Annotated in this window: 25 protein-coding genes and 1 riboswitch; of the genes, 13 read left to right on the forward strand and 12 right to left on the reverse strand. The window is 61.2% G+C overall.

Annotation, left to right across the window (positions count from 1 at the left end):
* Window positions 1-17: 17 nt before the first annotated feature.
* A complete protein-coding gene (locus OP496_RS03220; protein WP_280562028.1) occupies window positions 18-1727 on the reverse strand; it encodes a potassium/proton antiporter in 1710 nt (569 codons plus the stop codon).
* 66 nt (window positions 1728-1793) lie between these two features.
* Window positions 1794-2636 carry a hypothetical protein gene (locus tag OP496_RS03225; protein ID WP_280562029.1) on the reverse strand — a complete coding sequence of 281 codons (843 nt, stop codon included), beginning with the start codon at window positions 2634-2636 and terminating at the stop codon, window positions 1794-1796.
* A gap of 84 nt (window positions 2637-2720) precedes the next feature.
* A riboswitch (TPP riboswitch) is annotated at window positions 2721-2825 on the forward strand.
* 33 nt (window positions 2826-2858) lie between these two features.
* On the opposite strand from OP496_RS03225, the gene OP496_RS03230 reads away from it, so the two are divergent.
* The 3 genes from OP496_RS03230 to OP496_RS03240 all read left to right on the forward strand — a co-directional run bounded on the left by OP496_RS03230 (window position 2859) and on the right by OP496_RS03240 (window position 5488).
* A complete protein-coding gene (locus tag OP496_RS03230; protein ID WP_280562030.1) occupies window positions 2859-3623 on the forward strand; it encodes an ABC transporter ATP-binding protein in 765 nt (254 codons plus the stop codon).
* Window positions 3620-4387, forward strand: a complete 768-nt coding sequence (locus tag OP496_RS03235) for an ABC transporter permease (RefSeq protein ID WP_280562031.1) — start codon at window positions 3620-3622, stop codon at window positions 4385-4387. Before OP496_RS03230 ends, OP496_RS03235 begins: the two co-directional genes overlap by 4 nt.
* 117 nt (window positions 4388-4504) lie before the next feature.
* Window positions 4505-5488 carry an ABC transporter substrate-binding protein gene (locus tag OP496_RS03240; protein ID WP_280562032.1) on the forward strand — a complete coding sequence of 328 codons (984 nt, stop codon included), beginning with the start codon at window positions 4505-4507 and terminating at the stop codon, window positions 5486-5488.
* Between the two features lie 55 nt (window positions 5489-5543).
* Here the strand turns inward: OP496_RS03240 and OP496_RS03245 are convergent, their stop codons facing one another.
* Together OP496_RS03245 and OP496_RS03250 are read right to left on the reverse strand one after the other, a co-directional pair.
* Window positions 5544-6311, reverse strand: a complete 768-nt coding sequence (locus OP496_RS03245; RefSeq protein ID WP_280562033.1) for an alpha/beta fold hydrolase — start codon at window positions 6309-6311, stop codon at window positions 5544-5546.
* Between the two features lie 51 nt (window positions 6312-6362).
* Window positions 6363-7037 (reverse strand): 7-cyano-7-deazaguanine/7-aminomethyl-7-deazaguanine transporter, encoded by a 675-nt coding sequence (locus tag OP496_RS03250; RefSeq protein WP_280562034.1) that lies wholly within the window; start codon window positions 7035-7037, stop codon window positions 6363-6365.
* 496 nt (window positions 7038-7533) lie between these two features.
* Between OP496_RS03250 and OP496_RS03255 the strand changes: the two genes are divergently transcribed.
* Window positions 7534-7857, forward strand: coding sequence for a metalloregulator ArsR/SmtB family transcription factor (locus OP496_RS03255; RefSeq protein ID WP_280562035.1), 324 nt, complete (start codon window positions 7534-7536; stop codon window positions 7855-7857).
* An 18-nt stretch (window positions 7858-7875) separates the two neighbouring features.
* Here OP496_RS03255 and sohB read toward each other — a convergent pair whose 3' ends face one another.
* The gene (sohB, locus tag OP496_RS03260; protein WP_280562036.1) at window positions 7876-8925 is read right to left on the reverse strand and encodes a protease SohB; all 1050 of its coding nucleotides are present in this window, start codon (window positions 8923-8925) and stop codon (window positions 7876-7878) included.
* A gap of 100 nt (window positions 8926-9025) precedes the next feature.
* Here sohB and OP496_RS03265 point away from each other — a divergent pair, with 100 nt between their 5' ends.
* Window positions 9026-9343 carry an SCP2 sterol-binding domain-containing protein gene (locus tag OP496_RS03265; RefSeq protein WP_280562037.1) on the forward strand — a complete coding sequence of 106 codons (318 nt, stop codon included), beginning with the start codon at window positions 9026-9028 and terminating at the stop codon, window positions 9341-9343.
* Window positions 9344-9378: 35 nt separating this feature from the next.
* Here the strand turns inward: OP496_RS03265 and nudC are convergent, their stop codons facing one another.
* From nudC to OP496_RS03285, 4 genes are read right to left on the reverse strand one after another with little or no spacing between them, the layout of a single operon-like run.
* Window positions 9379-10173 (reverse strand): NAD(+) diphosphatase, encoded by a 795-nt coding sequence (nudC, locus tag OP496_RS03270; protein ID WP_280562038.1) that lies wholly within the window; start codon window positions 10171-10173, stop codon window positions 9379-9381.
* A complete protein-coding gene (gene dnaQ, locus OP496_RS03275) occupies window positions 10170-10931 on the reverse strand; it encodes a DNA polymerase III subunit epsilon (protein ID WP_280562039.1) in 762 nt (253 codons plus the stop codon). The genes nudC and dnaQ overlap by 4 nt, the downstream gene beginning before the upstream one ends.
* 3 nt (window positions 10932-10934) lie before the next feature.
* Complete coding sequence (gene rnhA, locus OP496_RS03280) at window positions 10935-11402, reverse strand: ribonuclease HI (RefSeq protein ID WP_280562374.1); 468 nt, start codon at window positions 11400-11402, stop codon at window positions 10935-10937.
* 19 nt (window positions 11403-11421) lie between these two features.
* Window positions 11422-12225 carry a methyltransferase domain-containing protein gene (locus OP496_RS03285; RefSeq protein WP_280562040.1) on the reverse strand — a complete coding sequence of 268 codons (804 nt, stop codon included), beginning with the start codon at window positions 12223-12225 and terminating at the stop codon, window positions 11422-11424.
* Between the two features lie 105 nt (window positions 12226-12330).
* Between OP496_RS03285 and gloB the strand changes: the two genes are divergently transcribed.
* The 6 genes from gloB to OP496_RS03315 all read left to right on the forward strand — a co-directional run bounded on the left by gloB (window position 12331) and on the right by OP496_RS03315 (window position 20185).
* Entirely contained in the window at window positions 12331-13098 is a 768-nt protein-coding gene (gene gloB, locus OP496_RS03290; protein WP_280562041.1) for a hydroxyacylglutathione hydrolase, read from the forward strand.
* Between the two features lie 48 nt (window positions 13099-13146).
* Window positions 13147-14478: a LysM peptidoglycan-binding domain-containing protein gene (locus tag OP496_RS03295; protein WP_280562042.1), complete on the forward strand. Its 1332-nt coding sequence runs from the start codon at window positions 13147-13149 to the stop codon at window positions 14476-14478.
* A gap of 105 nt (window positions 14479-14583) precedes the next feature.
* Window positions 14584-16419: an extracellular solute-binding protein gene (locus OP496_RS03300; RefSeq protein WP_280562043.1), complete on the forward strand. Its 1836-nt coding sequence runs from the start codon at window positions 14584-14586 to the stop codon at window positions 16417-16419.
* A gap of 10 nt (window positions 16420-16429) precedes the next feature.
* Window positions 16430-17497, forward strand: coding sequence for a microcin C ABC transporter permease YejB (locus tag OP496_RS03305; protein WP_280562044.1), 1068 nt, complete (start codon window positions 16430-16432; stop codon window positions 17495-17497).
* Window positions 17498-17508: 11 nt separating this feature from the next.
* Window positions 17509-18600 (forward strand): ABC transporter permease, encoded by a 1092-nt coding sequence (locus OP496_RS03310; RefSeq protein ID WP_280562045.1) that lies wholly within the window; start codon window positions 17509-17511, stop codon window positions 18598-18600.
* Window positions 18590-20185, forward strand: a complete 1596-nt coding sequence (locus OP496_RS03315; RefSeq protein ID WP_280562046.1) for a dipeptide ABC transporter ATP-binding protein — start codon at window positions 18590-18592, stop codon at window positions 20183-20185. The genes OP496_RS03310 and OP496_RS03315 overlap by 11 nt, the downstream gene beginning before the upstream one ends.
* 75 nt (window positions 20186-20260) lie before the next feature.
* Here OP496_RS03315 and rsuA read toward each other — a convergent pair whose 3' ends face one another.
* Together rsuA and OP496_RS03325 are read right to left on the reverse strand one after the other, a co-directional pair.
* Window positions 20261-20968 (reverse strand): 16S rRNA pseudouridine(516) synthase RsuA, encoded by a 708-nt coding sequence (rsuA, locus tag OP496_RS03320; protein WP_280562047.1) that lies wholly within the window; start codon window positions 20966-20968, stop codon window positions 20261-20263.
* 9 nt (window positions 20969-20977) lie between these two features.
* Complete coding sequence (locus OP496_RS03325; RefSeq protein ID WP_280562048.1) at window positions 20978-21781, reverse strand: amidohydrolase; 804 nt, start codon at window positions 21779-21781, stop codon at window positions 20978-20980.
* Between the two features lie 211 nt (window positions 21782-21992).
* Between OP496_RS03325 and rarD the strand changes: the two genes are divergently transcribed.
* Window positions 21993-22850 (forward strand): EamA family transporter RarD, encoded by an 858-nt coding sequence (gene rarD / locus OP496_RS03330; protein ID WP_280562375.1) that lies wholly within the window; start codon window positions 21993-21995, stop codon window positions 22848-22850.
* Window positions 22851-22944: 94 nt separating this feature from the next.
* A complete protein-coding gene (locus OP496_RS03335; RefSeq protein ID WP_280562049.1) occupies window positions 22945-24045 on the forward strand; it encodes an FAD-dependent oxidoreductase in 1101 nt (366 codons plus the stop codon).
* Between the two features lie 100 nt (window positions 24046-24145).
* Here OP496_RS03335 and fliE read toward each other — a convergent pair whose 3' ends face one another.
* Window positions 24146-24469, reverse strand: a complete 324-nt coding sequence (fliE, locus tag OP496_RS03340) for a flagellar hook-basal body complex protein FliE (RefSeq protein ID WP_280562050.1) — start codon at window positions 24467-24469, stop codon at window positions 24146-24148.
* Between the last annotated feature and the right edge of the window lie 70 nt (window positions 24470-24539).

A 24539-nucleotide genomic window follows, 5' to 3' on the forward strand; every position in this document is an offset into this window, starting at 1 on the left:
GCATTCATGTACCTGGTTCAGTGATAAAGCCTCAACCCGACCCGCGTCACCCGGTTACCTTCCACCGCATTGACGACCCAGTGAAAGCCATGCCAGTCGACATCATCCCCTACCACGGGATGGCCACCGACGCGCAGCGACACGAATTCGCCCAGGGTCATGTTCTGTTCACCGGCGCTTAAGGTCAGCCCATAGGCATCCGCCACGTCGCTCATGACGGCTTCTCCATCCAACGTAAAGGTGCCAAAGAAGGCACGTTCACGCTTGAGCGTGGCGTCTCCGTTGAACAAGCGATTGAGCGCTGGCAGATCCTCGCTGCGCCCGATGACGCAAATGACATCGCCAAGCTTCAGTCGCGTACTGCCTTTGGCATGCAGCATGGTGTGCTTGCGAAAAAGGCCGGAAATCAAGGCCCCTGACGGGAAACGCAGCAAGCGTATGGGCACGTCCTCGAGCGCTTCGTTCTCGACCTTGTAGACGAACATTTCATAGTCGTTTTCCGGCAGCACGCCCAGCGGGCCGCGGCGATTGGGCGTCGTGCCGGCCGGCACCTCGACGCGCATCCAACGCGCTACCCGTGCCAGGGAGGCTCCCTGCATCAATAGCGACATCAGCACCACGAAGAAGGCGACATTGAAATACAGCGTCGCATTCTCGACCCCGGCGATCACCGGAAAAATGGCGAGCACGATAGGCACTGCACCGCGCAAGCCCACCCAGGAAATGAAACCGAGTTCCCGCCAGCGAAAACTGAAGAACGGCTTGAGCGAGATCAATACGGCCAATGGGCGCGCCACGAAGATCAGGCCCAATGCCAGGACGGCCCCCGGCACCGCATAATCGATCATTTCGCTGGGTGTCACCAACAACCCCAGCACCAGGAAAAGCCCGATCTGACTCAGCCACGCCAAGCCATCGTGGACCGGCAGAATATGCGTGAGATGCCGCCCGGGCTGGTTGCCGATCATCAAGCCCGCCAGATAAATCGCCAAGAAACCACTACCACCAGCCGCGCTGGTCAAGCCAAAGATGAAAAAGCCCGACGCCAGCGCCAGTAGCGAATAGAGCCCCGACGCCAGGTCGAGCCAGCGCAGCAGCTTGGCCGCTAGCCAGCCGCCCCCGACACCGAACAACAAGCCCAACCCGAACTGCGAGGTGAACGTCATTAAGGTGTGCCCGATGCCGCTGGTACCGTTTACCAGTACTTCGGCCAGGGTGATCGTCAAGAAGATCGCCATCGGGTCGTTGGTGCCCGACTCGATCTCGAGCGTCGCGCCCACCCGTTCGTTGAGCGTCACACCCTGGCCGCTGAGCATCGAAAAGACCGCAGCAGCATCCGTGGAACCAACAATTGCCCCCACCAGCAGGCCTTCCACTAAGGAAAGGTTGAATACCCAAGTCGCAAAAAGGCCAACGAGGCCACTGGTCACGAAGACCCCCAGTGTCGCTAGGCACAGTGCCGGCTTGAGCCCCACACGGAACGTCTTGAGCCGCGTGCGCAGGCCGCCATCGAGGAGAATCATCGCCAACGCCAGGTGCCCGATCAGGTAGGCCAGCGAATAGTCGTCAAACTCGATGCCCAGTACACCTTCCTCGCCGGCCATCATGCCCAACCCCAGGAACAGCACCAACAGCGGCACACCGATACGCGACGAAACACGGCTCGCAACGATGCTCAGCGCGATTAGAAACCCCGAAAACAAAAAAAGGCTATTGATGGTATCCACGACTAACGACTATCTCCCTAAATTCAAGGGCCTAGTATGCCATGTCCCGACGCGTCATGCTGTCACCTACATTAGCCAGGCAGGATGCGTTTCCAAGATACGCCAATCGATATCGCCCTGTAATCGCATGGCCCAGATAAGAGCACGCATCCCTCGGCGGTATTCGCCAAGCGCGACATCGGGCGACTGTCGCCGATAAGCAGTGACAAAGGCGTCTCTCTCAGCGGATCTCGTGATGAGCAGCTCAACCACACAGAGATCGAACTCGATCGGCGCCCATACCAGCGCCTCCCAGTCACTCCATAGCCAACCGGTGGCACCGCACAGGAATTGATCGCTACGCAAATCGGGCAGGCACCACACCGCGCGTGACGGGACGGGAAAATCGGGAGGCGTCGGCCAATCGGCGCAACATGGATGGTGCTTCAAAAAATCATGCGCCCGTCGCGGCCACTCCGATAACATCCAGACCGCCTCCAAAGGATGTCCCCACCCCGACACCGTTTCGCGATGCAGGTGCCCCAGCTGACTTCCTAAAAGTTCAGCGAACACCTCCCCCATCCGTGCCGGCATACCATCGCTCCAGGGCAGACTCCAGAGCGGCGTCTGGTGTAGCGCGCCCAGATACGTCAAAGGCAATGGCGGAAGCGGTAAATGTATCGGCAAGGCACCGGCCAAACGTGTCAGCGCCTCGGGGCAGCGCCAGCGATCGAAGCCGAAGAGGCGATCCACCCCTTGCCAGAAGGGGTCATGAGCCGGGTGCGTGCGTGCCAGCTTGAGCAACTGCGGCGCCTCATCGTGCGTTCGCCACAACCAGTTGGCGCTGTCATCCCAGGCCAGTGGCAACGGGGCAAGCGCATGGCCGGTAAAAACCTCGACGCGATGCGTCAATGCGGGATCGGGATACATGCACACTCCTGACAACCCAAGCGATAGCGAGATGGCGCCCCTGGCACGTCTGTGCAGTCGCCACCATATCAGGATACAATAACCATCTCTGGATAGGGGTGCCCACCACGCAATGGGCTGAGAGCGCCACGCGCAACCCTGAAACCTGATCCGGTTAGCACCGGCGGAGGAAATACCAGAGCGTGCCGTCGGCACGTCCTTCGCCCCATTCATGGAGCCTTGATGACGTCCCTCGGTTTTTCCCTGTCCAAGGCGCGGCTTGCCTTTTCAGGGCAATGGCTATTCGATGGCCTTTCGGCCACCTTCGCCGCAGGCAGTTGGACAGGGCTGCTCGGCCGCAGCGGCAGCGGCAAAAGCTCCTTGCTGCGCATGATCGCCGACCTGCCCATTCCCGATACCCATGACTTGACCCTCACCACCGATGATCAACGCCCGCTGACCGGCCGCCTGGCGTGGATGGCCCAGCAGGATCAGTTGCTGCCCTGGCGCAAGGTCATCGACAACGTCCTGCTCGGTCCCGCGCTGCGTGGCCGCCCCACGGTGGCACAACGTCAGCACGCGATGACCCTGCTCAACGACGTCGGCCTCAGCGACAAAGCCGAGCAGTGGCCCAAGACGTTATCCGGCGGAGAGCGTCAACGCGTCGCGCTGGCACGGACACTCTTCGAGGAGGCGCCGGTGGTATTGATGGACGAGCCTTTTTCCGCCGTCGACGCTATCACCCGCCTGGAATTGCATGAACTCGCCGCACGCCTGCTGGCCGGGCGTACAGTGCTATTGGTGACGCACGATCCACTCGAAGCCCTGCGCCTGAGCGATCGAATCCTGATACTCGGTAATCAACCGGCGTCTTTGAGCGACTTCGATGTGCCCGGCGGACAACGTCCTCGCGCCCTCGACGCACCCGATATACAGCGCATGCAATCGCAGTTGGTGGCGCATCTTCACTCCGCCCCTCATACCAACACCAACGAGAGCGTTGCATGAGCGTATTCAAGCGTCTCTGGCCCGCTCTATTGGGAATCATCACCTTACTCGGGCTTTGGCAGGTGCTCGTCGTCGTCACCGGCGTACCCGGCTACGTGCTACCCTCGCCGCTTGCCGTCATGCAAGCGTTCACGGCGCACCAGCAACTGCTGTGGCATCATGCCGGTATCACGGTGATCGAGATTGTCGCGGGGCTGCTCATCGGGTGCATCAGCGGGCTAGGTACCGCGCTAGCCCTGGCGCGCTTTCACGGATTGCGGCGTACCCTGCTGCCGATACTGCTGATCAGCCAAGCCGTGCCCTTGTTCGCCCTCGCGCCTATTCTCATGCTATGGCTAGGTTATGGGATGACCGCGAAAATCGTCATGGCCACGTTGATCATTTACTTCCCGGTCGCCTCGACATGCTACGACGGCCTGCGCCAGACGCCCCAAGGATGGCTGGACCTGGCCCAGACACTGGGAGCCAACCGTCAACGCCGACTGTTGCGCATCCAACTGCCCGCCGCCTTACCGGCGCTGGCATCGGGCATGCGCATGGCCGCCAGTGCCGCCCCCATCGGTGCTGTGATCGGCGAATGGGTTGGCTCCAGTCAAGGCCTGGGTTATTTGATGCTCGATGCCAACGCACGCATGCAGGTCGATCTGATGTTTGCCGCCCTAATGATTCTCGTCACCTTCGGAGTCGCGCTCTACTTCACCACCGACGCCGTGATGCGACGCCTCATGCCATGGCACGAAGATCGCACCGGCGCTACTAGCTGAAAATCACCCGGGGCAGCTTCCGCCATCGCGTGGCAACGCCCCATACGCCGCCTTACACGGCGATAACGATAATGCCCGCCACGCTTCAACGGGCGGGGATCCGCAGGAGAACATCACATGCTACGTTTGACTCGACGCCTCATGGGAGCTTGCCTTGCGCTGATATTGATCGCTCCCGGCCCGGCTTGGGCTGCAGACGACGACACCACGGAGACGACATCCCTGAAGGTCATGCTCGACTGGTACACCAACCCGTCGCATGCTCCCCTGGTCATCGCCCAGCAACGCGGCTTCTTCAAGCGCCACGGGCTCGACGTGAAACTGGTCTCGCCCGCCGATCCCAGCGTCCCTCCCAAGCTGGTCGCCGCCGGCAAGGTCGACCTGGCCATCAGCTATCAGCCTCAGTTGCACCTGCAAGTCGACCAGGGCTTGCCGCTGGTGCGCGTGGGCACTCTGATCGCAACGCCGCTCAACATCACGCTGGTGCGTGCCGACAGCGATATAGAGAGCATGGAAGACCTGGCCGGCAAAAGCATCGGCTATTCGGTAGGCGGCGTCGAGGAAGTGCTGCTCAATACCACGCTCGAGCACAATGGCGTGGCGCCGGATGATGTCGAGATGGTCAACGTCAACTTTGCGTTGACACCGGCGCTGATCGGCGAAAAAGTCGATGCCGTTACCGGTGCATTTCGCAACTTCGAACTGGCACAGATGGCGCAGGAAGGCGTCAAGGGCCGCGCCTTCTATATCGAGGAAGAAGGCGTGCCCACCTACGATGAACTGATTTTCATCGCCAATCGCGACACCCTGGATGAGCATCGCGATGCCTATACCCGTTTCATGGCTGCCATCGAGGAAGCCACGGCGTGGATCATCAATCACCCTGATGAGGGCTGGGAAGCCTTCAAGGCCTCTGATCCAGCACTGGACACACCGGTCAACAAGAAAGCCTGGTACAACACCATTCCACGCTTCGCCTTGCGGCCCGCAGCCCTCGATGGGCGTCGCTACGAGGCCTTCGAGTCGTTTCTGCTCGAGCGCGGCGAGATCAAGGCCAAGAGCCCGCTATCACGCCTCGCCGTCGATCTCAGCCAGCCTTGACCCCGAGCGCGCCGACCATGCGAGAAACGTTTCCGCGCATGGTCGGCGCGTCATTTCATGTCGCTATAAAACGTGCCAAGGCTTGCTGAAACGCCTCGGGCTGCTCGGCATGCAGCCAATGCCCAGCACCGGGAATGGTCTCGATACAGGCCTCGGGCAACACCGCCTCGACCGCCGGCAAGACGTCGTCGCTCACGTAGTCGGAACGCCCGCCCCGCAGCACGAGCGTCGGTCCTGTATAGGCACCTTCCCCGTCCGGCACCGCGACGATATGGGCGTAATCTTCCTCAATCTCGTCGAGTCCCACGCGCCATATCAGCGTGGCATTCTCACCACGAGTCAGATTGGTCGCCAGGAACTGACGCGTCGCCTGCGTCTCGACGAATTCCGTCATGATCCGGTCGGCTTCCTTGCGGTCCGAAGGCGGCTGCCGTTCGACCGCACGCATGGCCTGGAAGATCGCCTCGTGTCCGTGCTCGTAAGCAATCGGCGCGATGTCGGCGACGATCAAGCGTGCCACACGCTCAGGCGCTTGACGCGCCAACGTGATGGCGACCTTGCCTCCCATCGAGTGACCTAGAAGATCGCAGCTATCAATCGCCAGACGATCCAGCAAGGCCTCGACGTCCGCTGCCTGGACGGCATAGCTCATGCCTGCCTGGTGAGGAGATTTGCCGTGGTTGCGCAGATCGACGGCGATCACACGGCGGCTTTCTTGCCAGCGCTTGATATGCGAGCGCCAATTGTCAGCGCTTCCGAACAAGCCATGCAACACCACCAGCGGACGCCCGGCGCCGCCAGTATCGACATGATGTAATTCCACAATATGCCTCGTCAGCCATTCAAGTCATGCCGGCATGATATCAGAGGCGTTTCAGGCATTGCGCCCTGACACCTGTTCGGAGGCATCGGCGACATGCGCCAGGCGACGCGTCAACGCCCCCAGCAGTACGCCATACAACGGCAGGAAGAAGGCCAGGCTGACGCTCAACTTGATGGCATAATCTACCCAGGCGATTTCAATCCAGTGCGCGCTCATGAACGCATTGGGCCCATTCCAGAAGGCGATGGCAAAAAACGCAAAGGTATCGGCCAGGTTACCCAATAGCGTCGAAAACGCCGGAGCCACCCACCAGGCGCGCAACCGTCGCATCCGATCGAAGACGTAAATGTCCAGCAATTGTCCCAGCACATAGGCCATGAAACTCGCCAGGGCGATTCGCCCCACGAACAGGCTCCAGCCACCCAGCGACGCAACGCCTTGGAAGGCACCGTCCTGAAACAGCACCGACACCACATAGGAAACCAGCAAGGCAGGCAGCATGACCCGCGCGATGGTCGTGCGCGCCCGACGTTTCCCGAACAGCCGCACGGTCAGGTCCGTAGCAAGAAAGATGAACGGAAAGCTGAATGCTCCCCAAGTAGTGTGTACGCCAAACATCGAGAACGGCAATTGCACCAGATAATTGCTGGTCGCGATGACGATGATGTGGAAACTCACGAGCCAACCCATCAAGCGGCGCGCCTGGCGAGAATCGAGGGCAAACATGCAGCACCTTTTTAGTTGCCGAAAGAGGCCGAGGGGTAAGGGAACCCTCAAGGCAGGACGGCGCGAAGGACGCCGAGCGAAAGCGGCGGGATTGTAAAGGATTTCACCGATGCCGGCCAGCGAGACGCCTCATCTGCCCTCGGCATGGGAGTACGCGTGTATCGCCAAGTGCCAAGGACGAAAAGGAACTATCGTCATTACTTCAATGCCTTACAATACAACAAGTGCCGTAGCAATGCCCCGTCCCACGGCCTGCCGATAACGCTGCAATCCCAAGCGCTGAAATACCGTTGAAGGCTACCTTGGACAGGGCTGGCGAAGTTATTGAATATTCACTAAATCAAGAATGAGTAACAGGGAATGACTGGTTGTCCCATGGGTGAAAGGACACACCCGACATAGACAGTCATTCGACACGCAAGCATCCCTTTGCCGTGGGGCGCTTATCCCTCGCCCTTCGGCAATCCATCGCCAATCCCAATGTAGGAGAGACAATATGCGTCCGCTCCAGCCTGCCTCCACCCTGATCGACGCCGGTTACGGCGCTATCGACAAAGGCACGACGCTACTCAAGGCCATGGCCAACGAAAACCGCCTGCGCATCCTGTGCCTGCTCGACAACGCAGAGCTTTCGGTGACCGAGCTGAATCGCAAGCTCAATCTCAGTCAGTCGGCGCTCTCGCAGCACCTGGCCATCCTGCGCCGTGAGAACCTGGTGGTCACACGCCGTGCCTCGCAGACCATCTACTATTCACTGGCGGGCGACGAGGCCCGCACCGTGATCGACTCGCTGGTCGCGCTCTACGCCAAACCCCGCTAAACCGGCCCTGGCAGCGGCTCAACGCCGCTGCCAACTGCTGGCTTCCAAGCGTTCCATGACGCGATCCCCAAGACGCTCGATCCCCATCGAGGCCCCCACGCCGACACGCTGCAACAGTGAATGGCGCGGCTCTAGCGTCACATGCAGGATCCGCGCTGCCTGCATGCGTGCCGCAAGATAACCGTCGCTGGTGGCGATCTCATCGATCAAGCCATCCTCGAGGGCCTGACGGCCATACCAGATTTCGCCGGTCGCCACCTTGTCGACTTCCAGCGTCGGACGCCGCTCGCCGACGTAGCGCTTGAAGAGATCATGGGTTTCCTGCAAATCGTCGAGAAACTTGGCGCGCCCCTCATCAGTATTTTCCCCGAGCATGGTCAAGGTCCGCTTGTAACGCCCCGCCGTGAGCAGTTCGACATCGATATCGTGCTTCTTGAGCAGGCGATGCACGTTGGGCATCTGCGCGACCACGCCGATCGACCCGAGGACAGCGAATGGCGCCGCGATCAAACGATCCGCGCAGCAAGCCATCATGTACCCCCCACTGGCGGCGACCTTATCGACGCACACGGTAAGATGCGCTCCGGCATCGCGCAGCCGGTCGAGCTGCGCAGCGGCAAGTCCGTAGGCGTGAACCAGGCCGCCCCCCGAGGTGAGACGCACGACCACTTCATCCTCGGCCTGCAGTTCGTCCAGCAAGAGCGAGACCTGCTCTGCAAGTTGCGGAGTGCGTGATGCCTTGAGATCGCCATCGAAGTCGAGCACCCACACCCGCGATGACACTTCGTCAGATGCGTCACCCTTTCCCTTGCGACGTGCCTTTTCCTGCTTGCGCAACGCCTTTTGTGCGTGACGCCGCCGTGCGGGCGACATCCCGGCCAGGCGTAACGATTCACCCCGCCGCCGCTGGCGCTCATTCAATGTCACCACGCGTAGGCGATGATCATCGCCTTGCCCACTGGCGCGTTGCTTGAGGGACACCACCAGCACGATCAGTACGCCCAGGGCGATTACCAGTGTCGCCAACTTGGCGGCGAACAAAGCGTATTCCGCTATCCATTCAATCACGTCGCTACCTCATGCTTGGATGACAATCAATGCAGCTCTTGTATGAAACATTTGTTTGAAATAGGCTGAAACTTCCATCAACACCATAGAGTGACCGATCATGGCCGACGCCAGCACCGTCATCGAAAAACTTCAGTCGCGCTTCGATCCTGCCGCCGCCCGAGGCATGAATGATATCTTCCAGTTCCACATCAGCGATGCCGATGACTATTACCTGCATGTTCAGGACGGCACCCTGGACGTTCAGCAAGGCGAACACGACGACCCTTCCGTCAGCCTGACCACCGACACCGAGACCCTGAAGGGCGTGATGAGCGGTGAAGTCAGCGGCATGCAAGCCTTCATGAGCGGCAAGCTGAAAGCCGCCGGCAATGTCATGCTGGCCAGCAAGCTCACCAGCCTGTTCCCCAGCAGCTAATTCTTTCCTTGCTTATTTCCACGCCATGACATCTCTCAGCGCATCGCCACTGCACTGAGGTGCGTTTCGATCAACTGACGCGAGATCGAGTGGCTGGGGGGCAATTCCGGCAAATGGCGTGGTGTGAACCAGGCAGCATCTGCGATCTCTACGCCATCGATACGGATGCGTCGGCTGGCCGCTTCGGCGAAGAACCCCAGCATCAGCGAATGCGGAAACGGCCATGATTGGCTGCGGAAGAAACTGACCCGCCCGATCTCGATCCCGACTTCCTCGTGAACTTCACGTCGCACCGCACTCTCGGCGGTTTCCCCCGGCTCGATGAACCCCGCCAAGGTGGAATAACGCCGCGCAGGGAAACGCGCGTTGCGCGCCAGCAACAGATCCCGTCCATGGGTAACCAGCGTAATGATGCACGGCGAGATGCGTGGATAGCTGCGATGACCGCACGCTTTGCACTGCATGGCAAACTCGTGCGAAAGACGCTGCATCGGCGTTCCGCAGCGTCCACAAAAACGATGATCGCGCGCCCAGGCAAAGACTTGCAGCGCCGTCGCCAGCAGATCGCCCTGTGCGGCGGGTAATCGCGCCAACCAATCACGCGCCGCAGGCCAGCTCGACTCGCCAGCCTCGTGCACCATCGCCACCGGCAAGCCTTGCCACATCCCCAGCGGCATGGCCTGTTCGGGCCAGGCAGCCGGGGATTGCAAAATACCCGTCTCTTCACCAGGGGCGATACCCGCTTCGCCGAAACGAATCCAATACCCCCAGCGCGGCGTCTGCGCACCGGGCAGTTCTCTCACGAATGCCGGAGTCGAAGTGGTCGTCATGCGGGCCCCTGAGACGTGTCGTCCAACGTGTCCCAATGACACTCACCCGCCGCCTGGCGAATGCTATCGAGCTTGGCCCGGTGCGCACTCAATTCCGTCTCGCTGGGTCGTGTCACCGCCAGCGTTACCCCTTCTCGGGCCACACGCCGAATACCACTAACGCTATTCGCACCCTCCGCGTCGCCGCCAGCGGCACCTTCGACACCGGCAAGTGAAAGCGCCGTCTGCCCCCCGGTCATTGCCAGATAGACATCGGAGAGAATCTCGGCGTCCAGCAAGGCCCCGTGGAGCACCCGACGACCGTTATCGATGGCGTAACGCTTGCACAACGCGTCCAGATTATTGCGCTGTCCAGGATGCAGCTTACGCGCCATGGCCAAGGTATCGAGCACACCGCAATGATCCGCGACCGGACCCAGCCGTGGCCCACTCCGCTTGTTCTGCAGCAGGCCGAACTCATGGTCGATGAAGCCGACGTCGAACGCCGCGTTGTGGATCACCAGTTCGGCGCCGTAAATGTATTCCCAGAAGGCATCGGCAACATCCGCGAACACCGGCTCATCGGCGACGCGTTCATTGGTGATGCCGTGTATTTCCATGGCCTCGGCATCGATATCGCGTTCGGGATTGATGTATTGATGGAAGTTATTGCCGGTCAGCCGGCGATTGACGACCTCCACCGCCCCAATTTCGATCAGGCGATGCCCATCCTTGGGGTCGATGCCGGTCGTTTCGGTATCCAGTACGATCTGACGCATTGCTTACTTTTCTCCTGCCATGGCCCGCCGCTGAGCCGCCTGGACATCGTCGGTGGCGGCATTGGCGAGCGTATCGGCCAGTTCGTTACCTTCGTGGCCGCTATGTCCTTTTACCCAGTGCCATTCGATACGATGGCGCTGAGCCTCCTCGAGTAGTTCACGCCACAACTCGGCGTTCTTGACCGGCTTCTTGGCGGCGGTCTTCCAGCCACGCTTGATCCAGCCATGGACCCATTCGGTGATGCCTTTACGCAGATACTCGGAATCGGTCCATAGCGCCACCTCACAAGGACGCGTCAAGATACGCAGCGCCCGAATGGCGGCCGTCAGCTCCATGCGATTGTTGGTGGTCTCGGCTTCGCCGCCATTGAGGGTTTTCTCATGCTGGCTGTAACGCAGCACTGCGCCCCAACCGCCGGGCCCGGGGTTACCGCGACAGGCGCCGTCGGTATAAATAGTCACATGGGGCATATCGCCCACGGGGGGAGTATCAGTCAACCTCGGCCATCCTATCGTCGTGGGCGTGCGTGGCATGACCCGAGCGCCCGCGGTGATCGCGATGAAGCGCGGCGGGGCCGAGCCAGTTGTCCGCCATCGAATCGCGGCGCAGTAAGGTGCGCACCGGTTGTATAGGGATCTGCTTACGCCGGGCCACGATCAGATAACATCCCCCAAATGGGAGATTATAGCGACGCCCCAGCGTTTCGAGCCCCAAGTTGTGAATATGCCCGCCAGGCAGGCGAAAGCCGCAGTAGTCTACGCGGTCGATCTCGAAATCGACAAACGCCAGCCACTCCCGCAACCGGCCACTGCGCCGCCAGCGACCCTTGCAGGGCCAACGACGCCGATTGGCAGGGGACAAATGCCCCAGGACATCAGCACCAAAGGGATTCCAGCCCATCATGACCAGCAAGCCATCATCCCGCGTGACCCGTGCCGCCTCATGCACCAGATGATGCGCGTTGGGCATTACCTCCAGCAGATGATGCACCAGCACGAGATCGAGGCTTTCATCGGGAAGCGGCAAGGCGCTGGGATCGCATATCAAGGAGGCATCATCCTGAGCCAAGGCGCGCGTCGGCGCCCAGCTCATCGCATGACGAATGGGGCACATATCGGTCAGCCGCGAAGCCATACCGAGCTGCAGGCTGTGAGATCCGAAGTGCGACTCGCAGAGTGGCCCCAGGCACGCACGCTGTGCCTGCCATAATGCAACGCCCTCTTCGGAGCCCCAGAAGCGGCGCCCTTCACAGATAGCCTGCGCCAACGTCATTGTCATATGCGAATTTGACACGACGGCCCATTCCCCCCAAGGTTGTCGCATTTTACGCTGCCGTGCGTCATCGTGCATGGCGCGACGAGAGGCGTGTTTCCGACGTTTGCCGAGGTCTAGCGTACTATGTTGACCGTGATTCCAATTCCTGCGTTCCAAGACAACTATATCTGGCTGCTCCGTCAGGATGCCAGCGATAAGGTAGCGATCGTCGATCCCGGCGACGCGCAACCCGTCATCGAATACCTTGAGCGTGAAAACCTGAACCTGGTAGCGATTTTGGTCACCCACCATCATCACGATCACACAGGCGGCATCGACACGTTGGTCAAACGCTACGGACCACGCGTAATAGGCCCCGACAACTCGGCCATCCCCGCCGTTGAAGAAGTCGTTGGCGACGGCGACGACTTCCGCGTGCAAGGCCGGCGCTTCGAAGTCTTCGCGGTCCCCGGTCATACACTCGACCACGTCGCGTTATATGCCCCCGGAACGCCGGGGCTGCTGTTCTGCGGCGATGTGATGTTCTCGGCCGGTTGCGGGCGCTTGTTCGAAGGCTCGCCGGCACAAATGCAGCGCTCACTCGAGCGCCTCGCGGCATTGCCCGACGACACCATGGTATTCGCGGGTCACGAATATACGCTGGCTAATCTGCGCTTCGCCCAAGCTGCCGAGCCCGACAACCCTACGCGGGACACCTACCTCGAGGAGTGCGAAAAAGCACGCCAGCTGGAGCGCCCCACGTTACCCACCAACATCGGTGTCGAGCGCCAGATCAACCCCTTCTTGCGCATCGACCAACCCGGCCTGCTCAGCGCAGTGGCCGAACAAGGTAACGCCGACGACGCCAGCAGCACCTTCGCCACCTTGCGCGAATGGAAAAACCGTTTCTAGCAACACCATGTCAAGCTGACGTCATAGCCCTCGAGAGGTTCGCTTCCCATGCACGTTCGATCGACCCGCCGCCAAGCCCTGAGCTTGGCGGGAGGTCTTTTTCTGATCACCTTGTCGCTACCCGCACTTGCGGCCAGCGACTCACCGACCGGCGGCGACACGACTGCATCGGCGTACCAAGGGACCTTCTGGCACGCACTGGAGCTTCAAAGCGCCGTGCAAGCCGATGCCTGGACGCGCCTTAAAAGCGGCTTCGGACTGTCCCACGATATCGATAATCCGCGCGTCAAGGAATGGCTCGACTACTTTTCCGAGCATCCCGAGTACGTCTCGGCCGTGGCCCAGAATGCGCGCCCCTGGCTACGCTGGGTCACCCGTCAGCTCGAAGCGCGCGACATGCCCACCGAACTGGCGCTCCTGCCGTTTATCGAAAGCGCTTACGACCCCACTGCCTCTCATCCCGGCGGCGCCTCAGGACTATGGCAGTTCATGCCGGGCACTGGCGAGGCCATGGGCCTGACCGACACATGGTGGTATGACGGGCGTCGCGATGTCATCGCCTCGACAACCGCCGCTCTCGACTATCTGCAAACACTCGCCGACCAATGGTATGAGGGCAATCTCGAGCTTGCCCTGGCCGCTTACAATGCGGGCGCGGGCACGGTCAATCGCGCCCGTGAGCGTGCCGCCGCTCAAGGCCAGCCTATCGATTACTGGCACCTCTCGCTGCCCGATCAAACCATGGATTATGTGCCCAAACTATTGGCGTTGGCCGCAGTGGTATCCGATCCGCAGCGCTACGCGATCAGCCTGCCCGATATTCCCGATCGCCCGGCCATCGCACAGGTAAAAACCCAAGGCCAACTCGCGTTGACCGATGCCGCGCAACTTGCCGGCGTTAGCGAACAACGCCTGCGCGAACTCAACCCGGCCTTTCGACGCGAAGCGACACGCCCCAGTCAAAACGCGAAGCTGGTGATTCCCGCCGACAGCCGACAGCGCTTTCTCGCCAAGCTCGAAACGATGCCTGCCGAGAAGCGTCAGGCCAAAGCGCATTATGTAGTCAAACGCGGCGATACACTCTCCGGCATCGCCGCACGTCATGACATTCCCATCAGCGTATTGCGTCAGCAGAATGCGCTCAGTGGCGATACGTTGCGCATCGGGCAATCGCTGGTGGTGCCGTCCACCGGCCATTCCCCCAACCTGGCCAGTCGCGACGCCACGCGCGAAGTCAGAGTCAAACCAGGGGACAGCTTGTCGCGTATCGCGGCGCGTCATGGCGTCAGCGTCGGCGATCTGGCACGCTGGAACCAGCTCGATAGAGGCGATTATCTGCAACCCGGGCAACGCCTGACCTTGCGCCAGGCTTCTCGCTGAGCGCATTGAGCGATACCTCTACTCAACGCGACACCGCTGGGGTAGGCTAGCAAACGGGCCGGTGTTTCACCGGCCCGTTCGCATCTTGCTTCAAGGAACCGGTTGATGCCCTCGTTCGTTATCACCTTGCTGTTGGGTTCTTGCCTATGGGCGACCAGCCTCGCGGCACTGGCCGTACCGGCCGCAGACGTGCCAACCGTCACGGGGATTTCGCTCTACGATGCGCCCGCCCTGCCCGATGACTTCTCGCACTTGCCCTACACCAATCCGGATGCCCCCAAGGGCGGTGAATTACGGCAAGCCGCACAAGGCAGCTTCGATTCGACCAACGCCTTCATCATTCAGGGCAATCCGGCCGAGGGCCTGAATCACGTCTACGATACCTTGATGGAATCCAGCGCCGATGAGCCCTTCACCATGTATGGGTTACTGGCAGGCGGTATCCGCCTCGACCCCGACCGCCACTGGATGGAAATCGACTTGCGCCCGGAAGCACGCTTCCACGACGGCCATCCTGTAACGGCGGAAGATGTCGTATTCAGCTTTCGCCTGCTGCGCGACGAGGGGCAGCCGTTCTATCGCGCCTACTACGCCGATGTCGACAAGATCGAAGCGCTGAATGACGACACCGTGCGCTTCGAATTCAGCGACAACAATTCGCGCGAGTTGCCATTGATCCTCGGCCAGCTTCCGGTGCTGCCCAAGCACTACTGGGCGTCGCGGGACTTTGCCACGCCGACATTAAACAAGCCACTGGGATCCGGCCCTTATGAAGTCGAGAGCCTTTCGCCGGGACGCCGCATCGTCTATCGCCGTGTCGAGGATTACTGGGGGCGCGACCTGCCCATCAATCGCGGCCGGCACAATATCGACCGCCTGATCTACGACTACTACCGAGATCAAACCGTGGCGCTGGAGGCCTTCAAGGCCGGCAATCTCGATCTGCGCCGCGAAAGTAGTGCCAAGAACTGGGCCACTGCTTACGATACCCCCGCGCGCGAAGAAGGCTACATCAAGCGCATGGTCGTCCCCGACGCGCAGCCCGCCGGCATGCAGGCCTTCGTCATGAACCTGCGGCGCGAGAAATTCCAGGACCGCCGCGTTCGCGAGGCGTTGACTCTGGCCACCGACTTCGACTGGCTCAACACGCATCTCTTCTACGGCGCTTACGAGGAGACCGATAGCTACTTCGAGAGCTCCGAGATGGAAGCCAGTAGCCTGCCCAGCGACGCCGAACGCGAGCTGCTCACGCCCTACCGGGACCGCCTGCCGCAGGACGTCTTCGATACGCCCTTGCCCGCTCCCCGGCCCGAGACGCTACGACAGCGCCTGAAAAAGGCACTGGGACTGTTGCGCGACGCCGGCTATGAGGTCCATGATGGCATTCTGATCAACAACGAGACCCAGCAGCCGCTGCGTCTCGAATTCCTGCTCTACGACACCCAGTTCGAACGCGTCACCCTGCCGTTGATTCACAACCTCGAGCGCCTCGGCATCGAGGCCAGCCTGCGCGTGGTCGACGTCAATCAGTTCCTGACGCGCCAGCGCAACTTCGATTTCGACCTGATCCTCGGCAGCTTCCCGCAGTCCGCCAACCCAGGTAACGAACAGCGCGAATTCTGGACCAGCGACTACGCCGACGCACCCCGCAGCCGCAACTTGATCGGCTTACAGAACCCCGCCATCGACGGTCTGGTCGACAGCCTGATCCGCGCCGACAGCCGGCAGGCACTGGACACTGCCGCACACGCCCTCGACCGCGTCCTGCGCTGGGGTTTTTACGTCATTCCCCAATGGCACCTCGATGGCACTCGCGTGGCGCTATGGGACAAGTTCGGCTACCCCCAGCCATTCCCCGAATACACCTTCGATCTATCGAGCTGGTGGGTCGACCCACAGCGCGCGTCGCGGATAGAACAACGTCAGCGTGGTGAACGCTAAGGACCGCATCGTGGCTAACTACATTCTACGCCGCCTGTTACTGATGATCCCCACCCTGTTGGGCATCTTGCTGCTCAACTTCATTATCGTGCAGGTGGCACCGGGCGGCCCTATCGACCAGATGCTGGCCCGCTTCGAAGGCATGGACAGCAACGCCAGCACGCGCCTGGAAGGCGGCGGCGAGACCTCCAACGGTGATACCCGCAACGCGCGCGGCATCGACCCACGCCTCCAAGCGGCATTGGAAAAGCAATTCGGCTTCGATGAGCCCCCCGTAGAGCGATTCTTCGGCATGCTGGCCGATTACGCCACCTTCGATCTCGGCGATAGCTTCTTTCGCGGGCGGCCAGTGACCGACCTGATCGTCGAACGCCTGCCCGTTTCGATCTCGCTGGGACTCTGGACGACGCTGCTGGTGTATTCGATCTCGATACCGCTCGGCATACGCAAGGCCCTACGCCATGGCTCGCGCTTCGATGTCTGGACCTCGGGACTGATCATCGTGGGATACGCCGTGCCGGGGTTCTTGTTCGCCATCTTCCTGATCGTGGTGTTCGCCGGCGGCAGCTACCTGGACTGGTTCCCGCTGCGCGGGCTGACCTCACCCGACTTCGGCGATCTTTCCTGGTGGGGCAAGATCCAGGATTACTTCTGGCACATCACGCTGCCCGTACTGGCCTCGGCCATCGGCAGCTTCGCCACGCTCACCATGCTGACCAAGAACAGCTTCCTCGATGAAATCCATAAACAATACGTGCTCACCGCACGTGCCAAAGGCGCCGGCGAAGGCCGCGTGCTCTACGGGCACGTATTCCGCAATGCCATGCTGATCATCATCGCGGGACTCCCCTCGGCACTGGTGGGCATCTTCTTCACCGGATCGCTGCTGATCGAGGTCATCTTCTCGCTCGACGGCCTCGGGCTGCTCGGCTTCGAGGCCGTGATGCAGCGCGATTACCCGGTCATCTTCGGCACTTTGTATCTCTACACTTTGATCGGCTTGGTGCTCAAGCTGATCTCCGATCTCACCTATGTGTGGGTCGACCCGCGCATCGACTTCGCGACACGGGGGGCATGATGACACTTCGCATGCGCGCACGGCCGTCTCCCATCGCCCGCCGCCGCTGGCAGGTCTTTCGCGGCAACGGACGCGCCTGGTGGTCGCTGTGGGCCTTCGCTCTGCTGTTGATCGTCAGCCTGGGCGCCGAGTTGATCGCCAACGACAAGCCCATCGTCATGCACTACCAAGGCCAGTGGTACGCCCCGGTGGTATTCGATTATCCCGACACCGAGTTCGGCGGCTTCCTCCCCACCACGGCCGACTATCGCGATCCCACCGTGCGGGAAAACATCGCCGCGCAGGGCTGGATGCTATGGCCGGCCGTGCCCTTCTCCTACGACACGCTGGACCGCGAGCTGACCGGGCCCGCCCCCTCGCCGCCCTCGCCACGCCACTGGCTGGGAACCGACGATCATGGCCGCGACGTCTTCGCCCGGGTGCTCTACGGCTTTCGTCTGTCGGTAGTCTTCGCCGTGGTCCTGACGCTGGGCTCCATGGCGCTGGGCGTCCTATTCGGCGGTGTACAGGGCTATTTCGGTGGCAAGGTCGATTTGATCGGCCAACGCATCATCGAGATCTGGTCGGGTATGCCGGTGCTGTTCCTGCTGATCATCCTCGCCAGCCTGGTGCAGCCCAACCTGTGGTGGTTGCTGGGCATCATGCTGCTGTTTTCCTGGCTGGGGCTGGTCGACATCGTGCGTGCCGAATTCCTGCGCGCACGCAACCTCGAGTACGTACGCGCGGCGCGCGCCTTGGGACTGCCATCGCGCCTGATCATGTGGCGCCATGTGCTGCCCAACGCCATGGTCGCCACTCTGACTTTCATCCCGTTTCTGTTCACCGGCGCGATCACCACCCTCACCGCGCTGGATTTCCTGGGCTTCGGCCTACCACCAGGCTCGCCCTCGCTGGGCGAACTCGTCGCCCAGGGCAAGAACAACCTGCAGGCCCCCTGGCTCGGCATTACGGCCTTCCTGAGCCTCGGGATCATGCTGTCGCTACTGGTCTTTATCGGCGAAGGACTGCGTGACGCCTTCGACCCGCGCCACGTGCCCAGCAGCACCCCGTCGACCTCCGCCGATACCGACGATCTACCCGGGAGAACCGCGCATGGCCAATGACGACGTCGTATTCGAACTCGATGCGCTGAGCATCGCCTTCGGCGACATGCGTGTCGTCGAGGACCTGTCACTCACCATCCGCCGTGGCGAAACCACGGCGTTGGTCGGCGAATCGGGCTCCGGCAAGTCGGTCTCCGCCCTAGGCGCCCTCGATCTGCTGCCGCCCGGCGCGCGAGTCGAAGGCGGACGCCGGCTCTGCGGAGAGTCTCTCGAAGGGCTATCACCGCGTCGCTGGAATACGCTGCGCGGCGGTCAAGTCGGCTTCGTATTCCAGGAGCCCACGACCTCGCTCAACCCCTTGCACCCGGTCGGCAAGCAGCTCAGCGAAACCCTACGTCTGCATCAAGGCTTGCGCGGCCGTGCCGCCCGTCAGCGCGCTCGGGAATTGCTGATGGAAGTACAGTTGCCACGCCCTGACGAACTCCTCGAGGCGCACCCCCATCAGCTCTCGGGCGGGCAACGTCAGCGCGTGGTGATCGCCATGGCCATCGCCAACAAGCCGCGACTGCTCATTGCCGACGAGCCGACCACGGCGCTCGATGTCACTGTTCAACAGGAAATCCTGGCCTTGCTGGCGTGGCTACGCGACGCCAATGGCATGGCCATGCTGTTCATCACCCACGACCTCAATCTGGTACGCCAGCATGCCGACAGCGTGCATGTCATGCAGCACGGACGACTCGTCGAAAGTGGCAGCATTACACGCGTCTTCGATACCCCCCGCGCGGCCTATACCCAACACCTGCTTGCCGCCAATCCCGATGGCCATGCCGCGCCGTTGCCGGAGACCCGCACGATGCTGCTCGAGGCACGCCGCCTCAGCGTCTCTTTCGCGCGGAGCAGATCCTGGTTCGGGCGCCGTCCCGCCCCCTTCGTGGCCGTCCAGCCGCTGGATATCACCCTGGCACGCGGCGAGACTCTGGGCCTGGTCGGCGAATCGGGCTCTGGCAAGACCACGCTGGCGCTGGCGCTTCTACGCCTGACCGCCGCCGACGGCGAGATCGTCTTCGATGGCGAACGCCTGGATAAGTTGCGTGGCAACGCACTACGCCGCCGTCGGCGGCGCTTTCAAGTCGTCTTCCAGGATCCTTACGGCTCGCTCTCGCCGCGTATGCCCGTCATGGATATCGTCAGCGAAGGGCTGCGTTTTCATCACCCGGCACTCAGCGACGCAGAGATCCAGCAACGTGTTGCCACCACCCTCGAAGAAGTCGGTCTGCCGGCGAATTGCGCGGCACGCTATCCGCACGAGTTCTCCGGAGGCCAACGCCAGCGTATCGCCGTGGCACGCGCCATCATTCTCGAGCCCGATCTACTCGTGCTCGACGAGCCGACCTCTGCACTCGACCGCAGCGTGCAGAAACAGCTCATCGGTTTGCTGCGCGGGCTTCAAGCGAGACGCGGGCTGAGTTACCTATTCATCAGCCATGATCTCGCCGTCGTACGCGCCATGGCGCACCGCATCGTGGTGCTTAAAGACGGCGAGATCGTCGAGCAAGGCGACTGTGAAGCGTTACTCAAGCAACCTCAAGAAGCGTATACCAAGCGTCTTCTCGAGGCCTCTGGATTGAAATTCGGCACCTGACGGACTTTTTTGTACGCCATGGCCGGGTTGTCAGGTTAAGGAGCTATAAGCGCGGGGATAAGATAACGGTATAAACTAGATGGATGCGACTTCCGCTTCGCTAAGCTCTCGCCACTCGCCTGGCGCTAGCGCTGAGTCGAGGACGATATCGCCGATCCGTTCACGATGCAGTGCCACGACCTCGTTACCCAGCGCCGCGAACATGCGCTTGATCTGGTGGTAGCGGCCTTCCTGGATGATCAGACGCGCCTGAACCACCTCATCTTCGTCCGGCGTCGGCAAACGTTCGAGGCGCGCGGGCAACGTCGGCTTATCTTCCTTTTCCAGCATTAGCCCCGCTGCCAGGAGATCTTCCGCCCCTTCCATCAGCGGTTGAGCCAGCGTCACGAGATAATGCTTGTCGCAACGTCGCTTGGGGGATGTCAGTCGATGCGACCATTGCCCATCCTCGGTGATCAACACAAGCCCTGTAGTATCGACATCCAAGCGTCCTGCGATGTGCAAGCGACTACGCTTAGTGACATCCAGCAACTCGATCAACGAGGGATAACACCCCGGCCGTGTCGTGCACTCATAGCCCGTGGGCTTATTGAGCATCAGATAGCGCACGCCGACCAGAGCCAAGGGCTCCCCCATCCAGCGTACGTCCTGTTCGTCACCGAGTTTGAAGGCGGCATTTTTGATCACATCACCATCCACCTCGACCTCGCCGCGGTGCAGGGCTTTCTTGGCTAGCGAGCGCGTCAGCTCGGTACTTTCACTTAAAAAACGGTCGAGACGCATGCAGTCAATTCACTCCTCGACCTGGAAGCGATCGGCGTCCATCCAGGCCGGAAATTTGTCACGGAACGTACTCAGCGCCTGACGATCCAGGAAGCCGGTACGCATGAAAGGCGCGTCGCGCGGCTCGTCGATCAAGGGCTCGCCCTTGAAGTCGACAAGCATCGAGTCACCCGCATACGCCAGCCCCTTGGCATCTTCTCCTACGCGATTGACGCCGATTACATAGCAGAGATTCTCGACGGCACGCGCCTGTAGCAGGGTCCGCCAAGGCTGACGACGGGGCGCGGGCCAGTTGGCAACGCACAGCAGCGCATCATACTCGAAATGCTCGCCCGGCGCGGGCTGCTGGCGCAGCCATACGGGAAATCGCAGGTCATAGCAGACACTCAACAGAATGCGAAAGCCCTTGAGCTCGACGATGACGCGCTCGCTGCCCATGCCATAGCGCTCGTGCTCGCCGGCCATGCGGAACAGGTGGCGCTTGTCGTAATGCGTGATATCGCCATCCGGGCGCGCCCAGATAAGACGATTGAAATATTCGTCGTCCTCGACCACGGCCACGCTGCCGGTCACTACGCAACCACGCTGGCGGGCTTGTTCGGCCATCCAGGCAACGGTGGCACTTTGCGCCATGGGCTCGGCCATCTCACGGGAATTCATGGTGAACCCCGTAGCGAACATTTCCGGCAGCACGATCAAGTCCGTATCGTCCGCCGAGAGCGTGCCCAGACGTTCCTCGAGCAAACGGCAATTGGCTTGGGGATCTTCCCAGCGCAGGTCGGCCTGCACCAGAGTCGTACGTAATTCACTCATTACACACCTCCCAGATTGATGCTTCAGTCTGAAGGCCAGCTCAGGGCGGCGGCAAGTCTCTTTCGTCCATGTTAGATTAGCGTTCTCCTGTTCGGCTTTATCGCCCCACGCTGAGGTCCCCATGACTCGAGAGAGTGCTAAAGAGAGTGCCCCGCAAGACACGTCTTGCGCACCGACGACTGCCGCGGATAAGGAAGCCGCCAAGGGTGTCATGTTCGGCGTGGTCGCCTATACGCTATGGGGCTGCTTTCCGCTTTTTTTCTCGCTTTTCGAGGGTGTACCCGCTTGGGAAATCCTCACCCATCGCATCCTCTGGGCGTGCCTGTTTCTGGTCCTCGTGGTGACCCTCTTAGGGCGCTGGCAGCCGGTCATGGCCGCCTTGCGCGCGCCGCATCTGCTGGTACGGGTACTCGGCTGTGCCTTGCTCATCGGCTTCAACTGGGGGCTCTATATCTATGCCGTGGAAACCCACCACGTTCTCCAGGCCAGCCTCGGCTATTTCATGACGCCACTGGTCAACGTAGCGCTGGGCATGCTGGTACTGCGCGAACGCATGTCACGTCTCCAGGGCACCGCAGTGGCCATCGCCATCATCGCCATCGGCGTTCAACTGGTGGGGCTCGGTGGTCTGCCGTGGATCAGCATTTGTCTTGCTCTCAGCTTCGGCACCTATGGCCTGTTGCGTAAGCAGGTCAGCCTGGACGGCCTTTCGGGACTGTTCGTCGAGACACTCATATTGCTGCCCCTCGGCTTGCTTGCCGTGGCCTGGTTCGAGGTTGCCGGCCTGTCCCATTTCGGGGGCACCGCGCGTAACACCACGCTGCTGGTAGCGAGTGGCGCCCTGACGGCTCTGCCATTGCTGGCCTTCGCCGGAGCCGCGCGCCGACTGCGCCTGTCGACAGTAGGGTTCTTGATGTACATCAACCCCACCTTGCAATTCTTGATCGCACTGCTGATCTTTCGTGAGCCATTAGGCACGCTGCAACTCATCACCTTCGTACTCATCTGGCTCGGATTGGCGCTATATTCGCTTTCCGCCTGGCAAGGCCGACGCGCCGGCGCCAGATAAGGCAAGCGTCACGGCGCCGATATCGTCTAGAGTGAACAAGAACGCCGTACGACCTGCTTCGCGACGGCCGCCTGGCCCGAGGAAACACGCCTTCATGACGACGCATCTGGTGCTGGTAGGTGCCGGTCACGCGCACCTCCACTTGTTGAAACACGCTACCGCATTACGTCGCGCCGGCTATCGCATCACACTCGTGGCCCCCACGCGTTTCTGGTATTCGGGCATGGCCGCACGGCTGCTCGGTGGTGCACCGCGTGATGCCTGCAGCCTCGACATCGCTGCCCTCTCCGCGCGCCATGGCATCGAGCATGTTACAGCGCCTTTCGTGGCACTCGACGTGCACACCAAGCATGTTTTCCTGGCCGACGGTCATCACATCGACTTTGATGTACTCTCGCTCAACGTGGGCAGCGACGTCGTACCGCCGACCCCAACTGGCGCGACCGTTCCTGCCTGGGGCGACGCGCGCTACTGGCACGTCAAGCCCATCGAGCGTCTCGATGCGCTACGCCAGCATGTGCTCGATACCGCCCAGCAACGCCAGGCTTTGCATATGGTCGTGGTCGGTGGCGGACCTTCCGGCGTGGAAATGGCCGCCAATCTGGCAGGGCTGAGCCAACGCCTCGGGGCCGCCAACACTATTCGGCTTGTCACGCGCCACTCACGCTTATTGCCCGCCGCACCGGAGACAGCATCACGCTGGGCCAGCAGTCAGCTCTCACGCCTGGGCGTCGACTGGCAACCCAACGTGGCCTTCGATGGTGGCGCCGGATGGCTCGACACCCTCGACGTCTTACCCGATGACATCGTCCTCGCCACGGGATTGCGCCCCGCGTACTGCGTCGCCGATCTGCCACTGGCGCTCGACGACAACGGCATCTGCATCAAGGCAACGCTACAAAGCGAGGAACACACGACGATCTTCGCCGTCGGCGACTGCGCCTCGCTGACCGATCAAAGCCTCCCCAAGCGCGGTATCGAAGGCGTTCGCCAAGGCCCCGTGCTACTGCAGAATCTGATTGCCCTGCAGAATGACACGCCACTGAGTGACTACCAGCCACCGGCAACGGCACTATCCATCGTGGACATGCACGACAAGGGATTGGCACTTTACGGAGAACACTGGCGAGGTGGCCGCTTGGCCTTGCGGCTCAAGCGCTATATCGACACGCGCTTCTTGCGACGTTACCGGTAGAGAAGTCGCGGCGTTACCGACAAGAGCAGCGTCAGCTCACGGTAAGAGCCAAGACACGTTACACCGCCGGGGTGACGGTGCCTGGGTGACCGCTATCGCATTACACCTGCATATTCATGACATCCTTATAGGCAGTCACAAAGCGGTTGCGTACCTGCTTGCCCATTTCAAAGGCAATACTGGCCTTTTGCATATCGACCATGACATCGTTGAGCTCCACGCCCGGCTCACCCGCCTCGAACGCTTTAGCCTGAGCGTTGGCACTCTGCTTTAAGCTATTGATGCGTGAAATCGCGCTGTGCAATTCACCGGTAAAACCACCGCTTCCGACTGACGTATTGACCTGGGTCCCGGGCATCTGGCCCGCCTGATTGGCCATGGACTGCATTTGCTGAAGTGCCTGGGAAATGGCCGGTGCACTCATGACTTTTCTCCGCTGATCAAACAGCTTTGGAATACGTTGATGAACCTTATCAGTAACCTGGCCTGCGCCA

It is taken from the genome of Chromohalobacter sp. 48-RD10 (genome assembly GCF_029889785.1).
Lineage (GTDB): Bacteria > Pseudomonadota > Gammaproteobacteria > Pseudomonadales > Halomonadaceae > Chromohalobacter.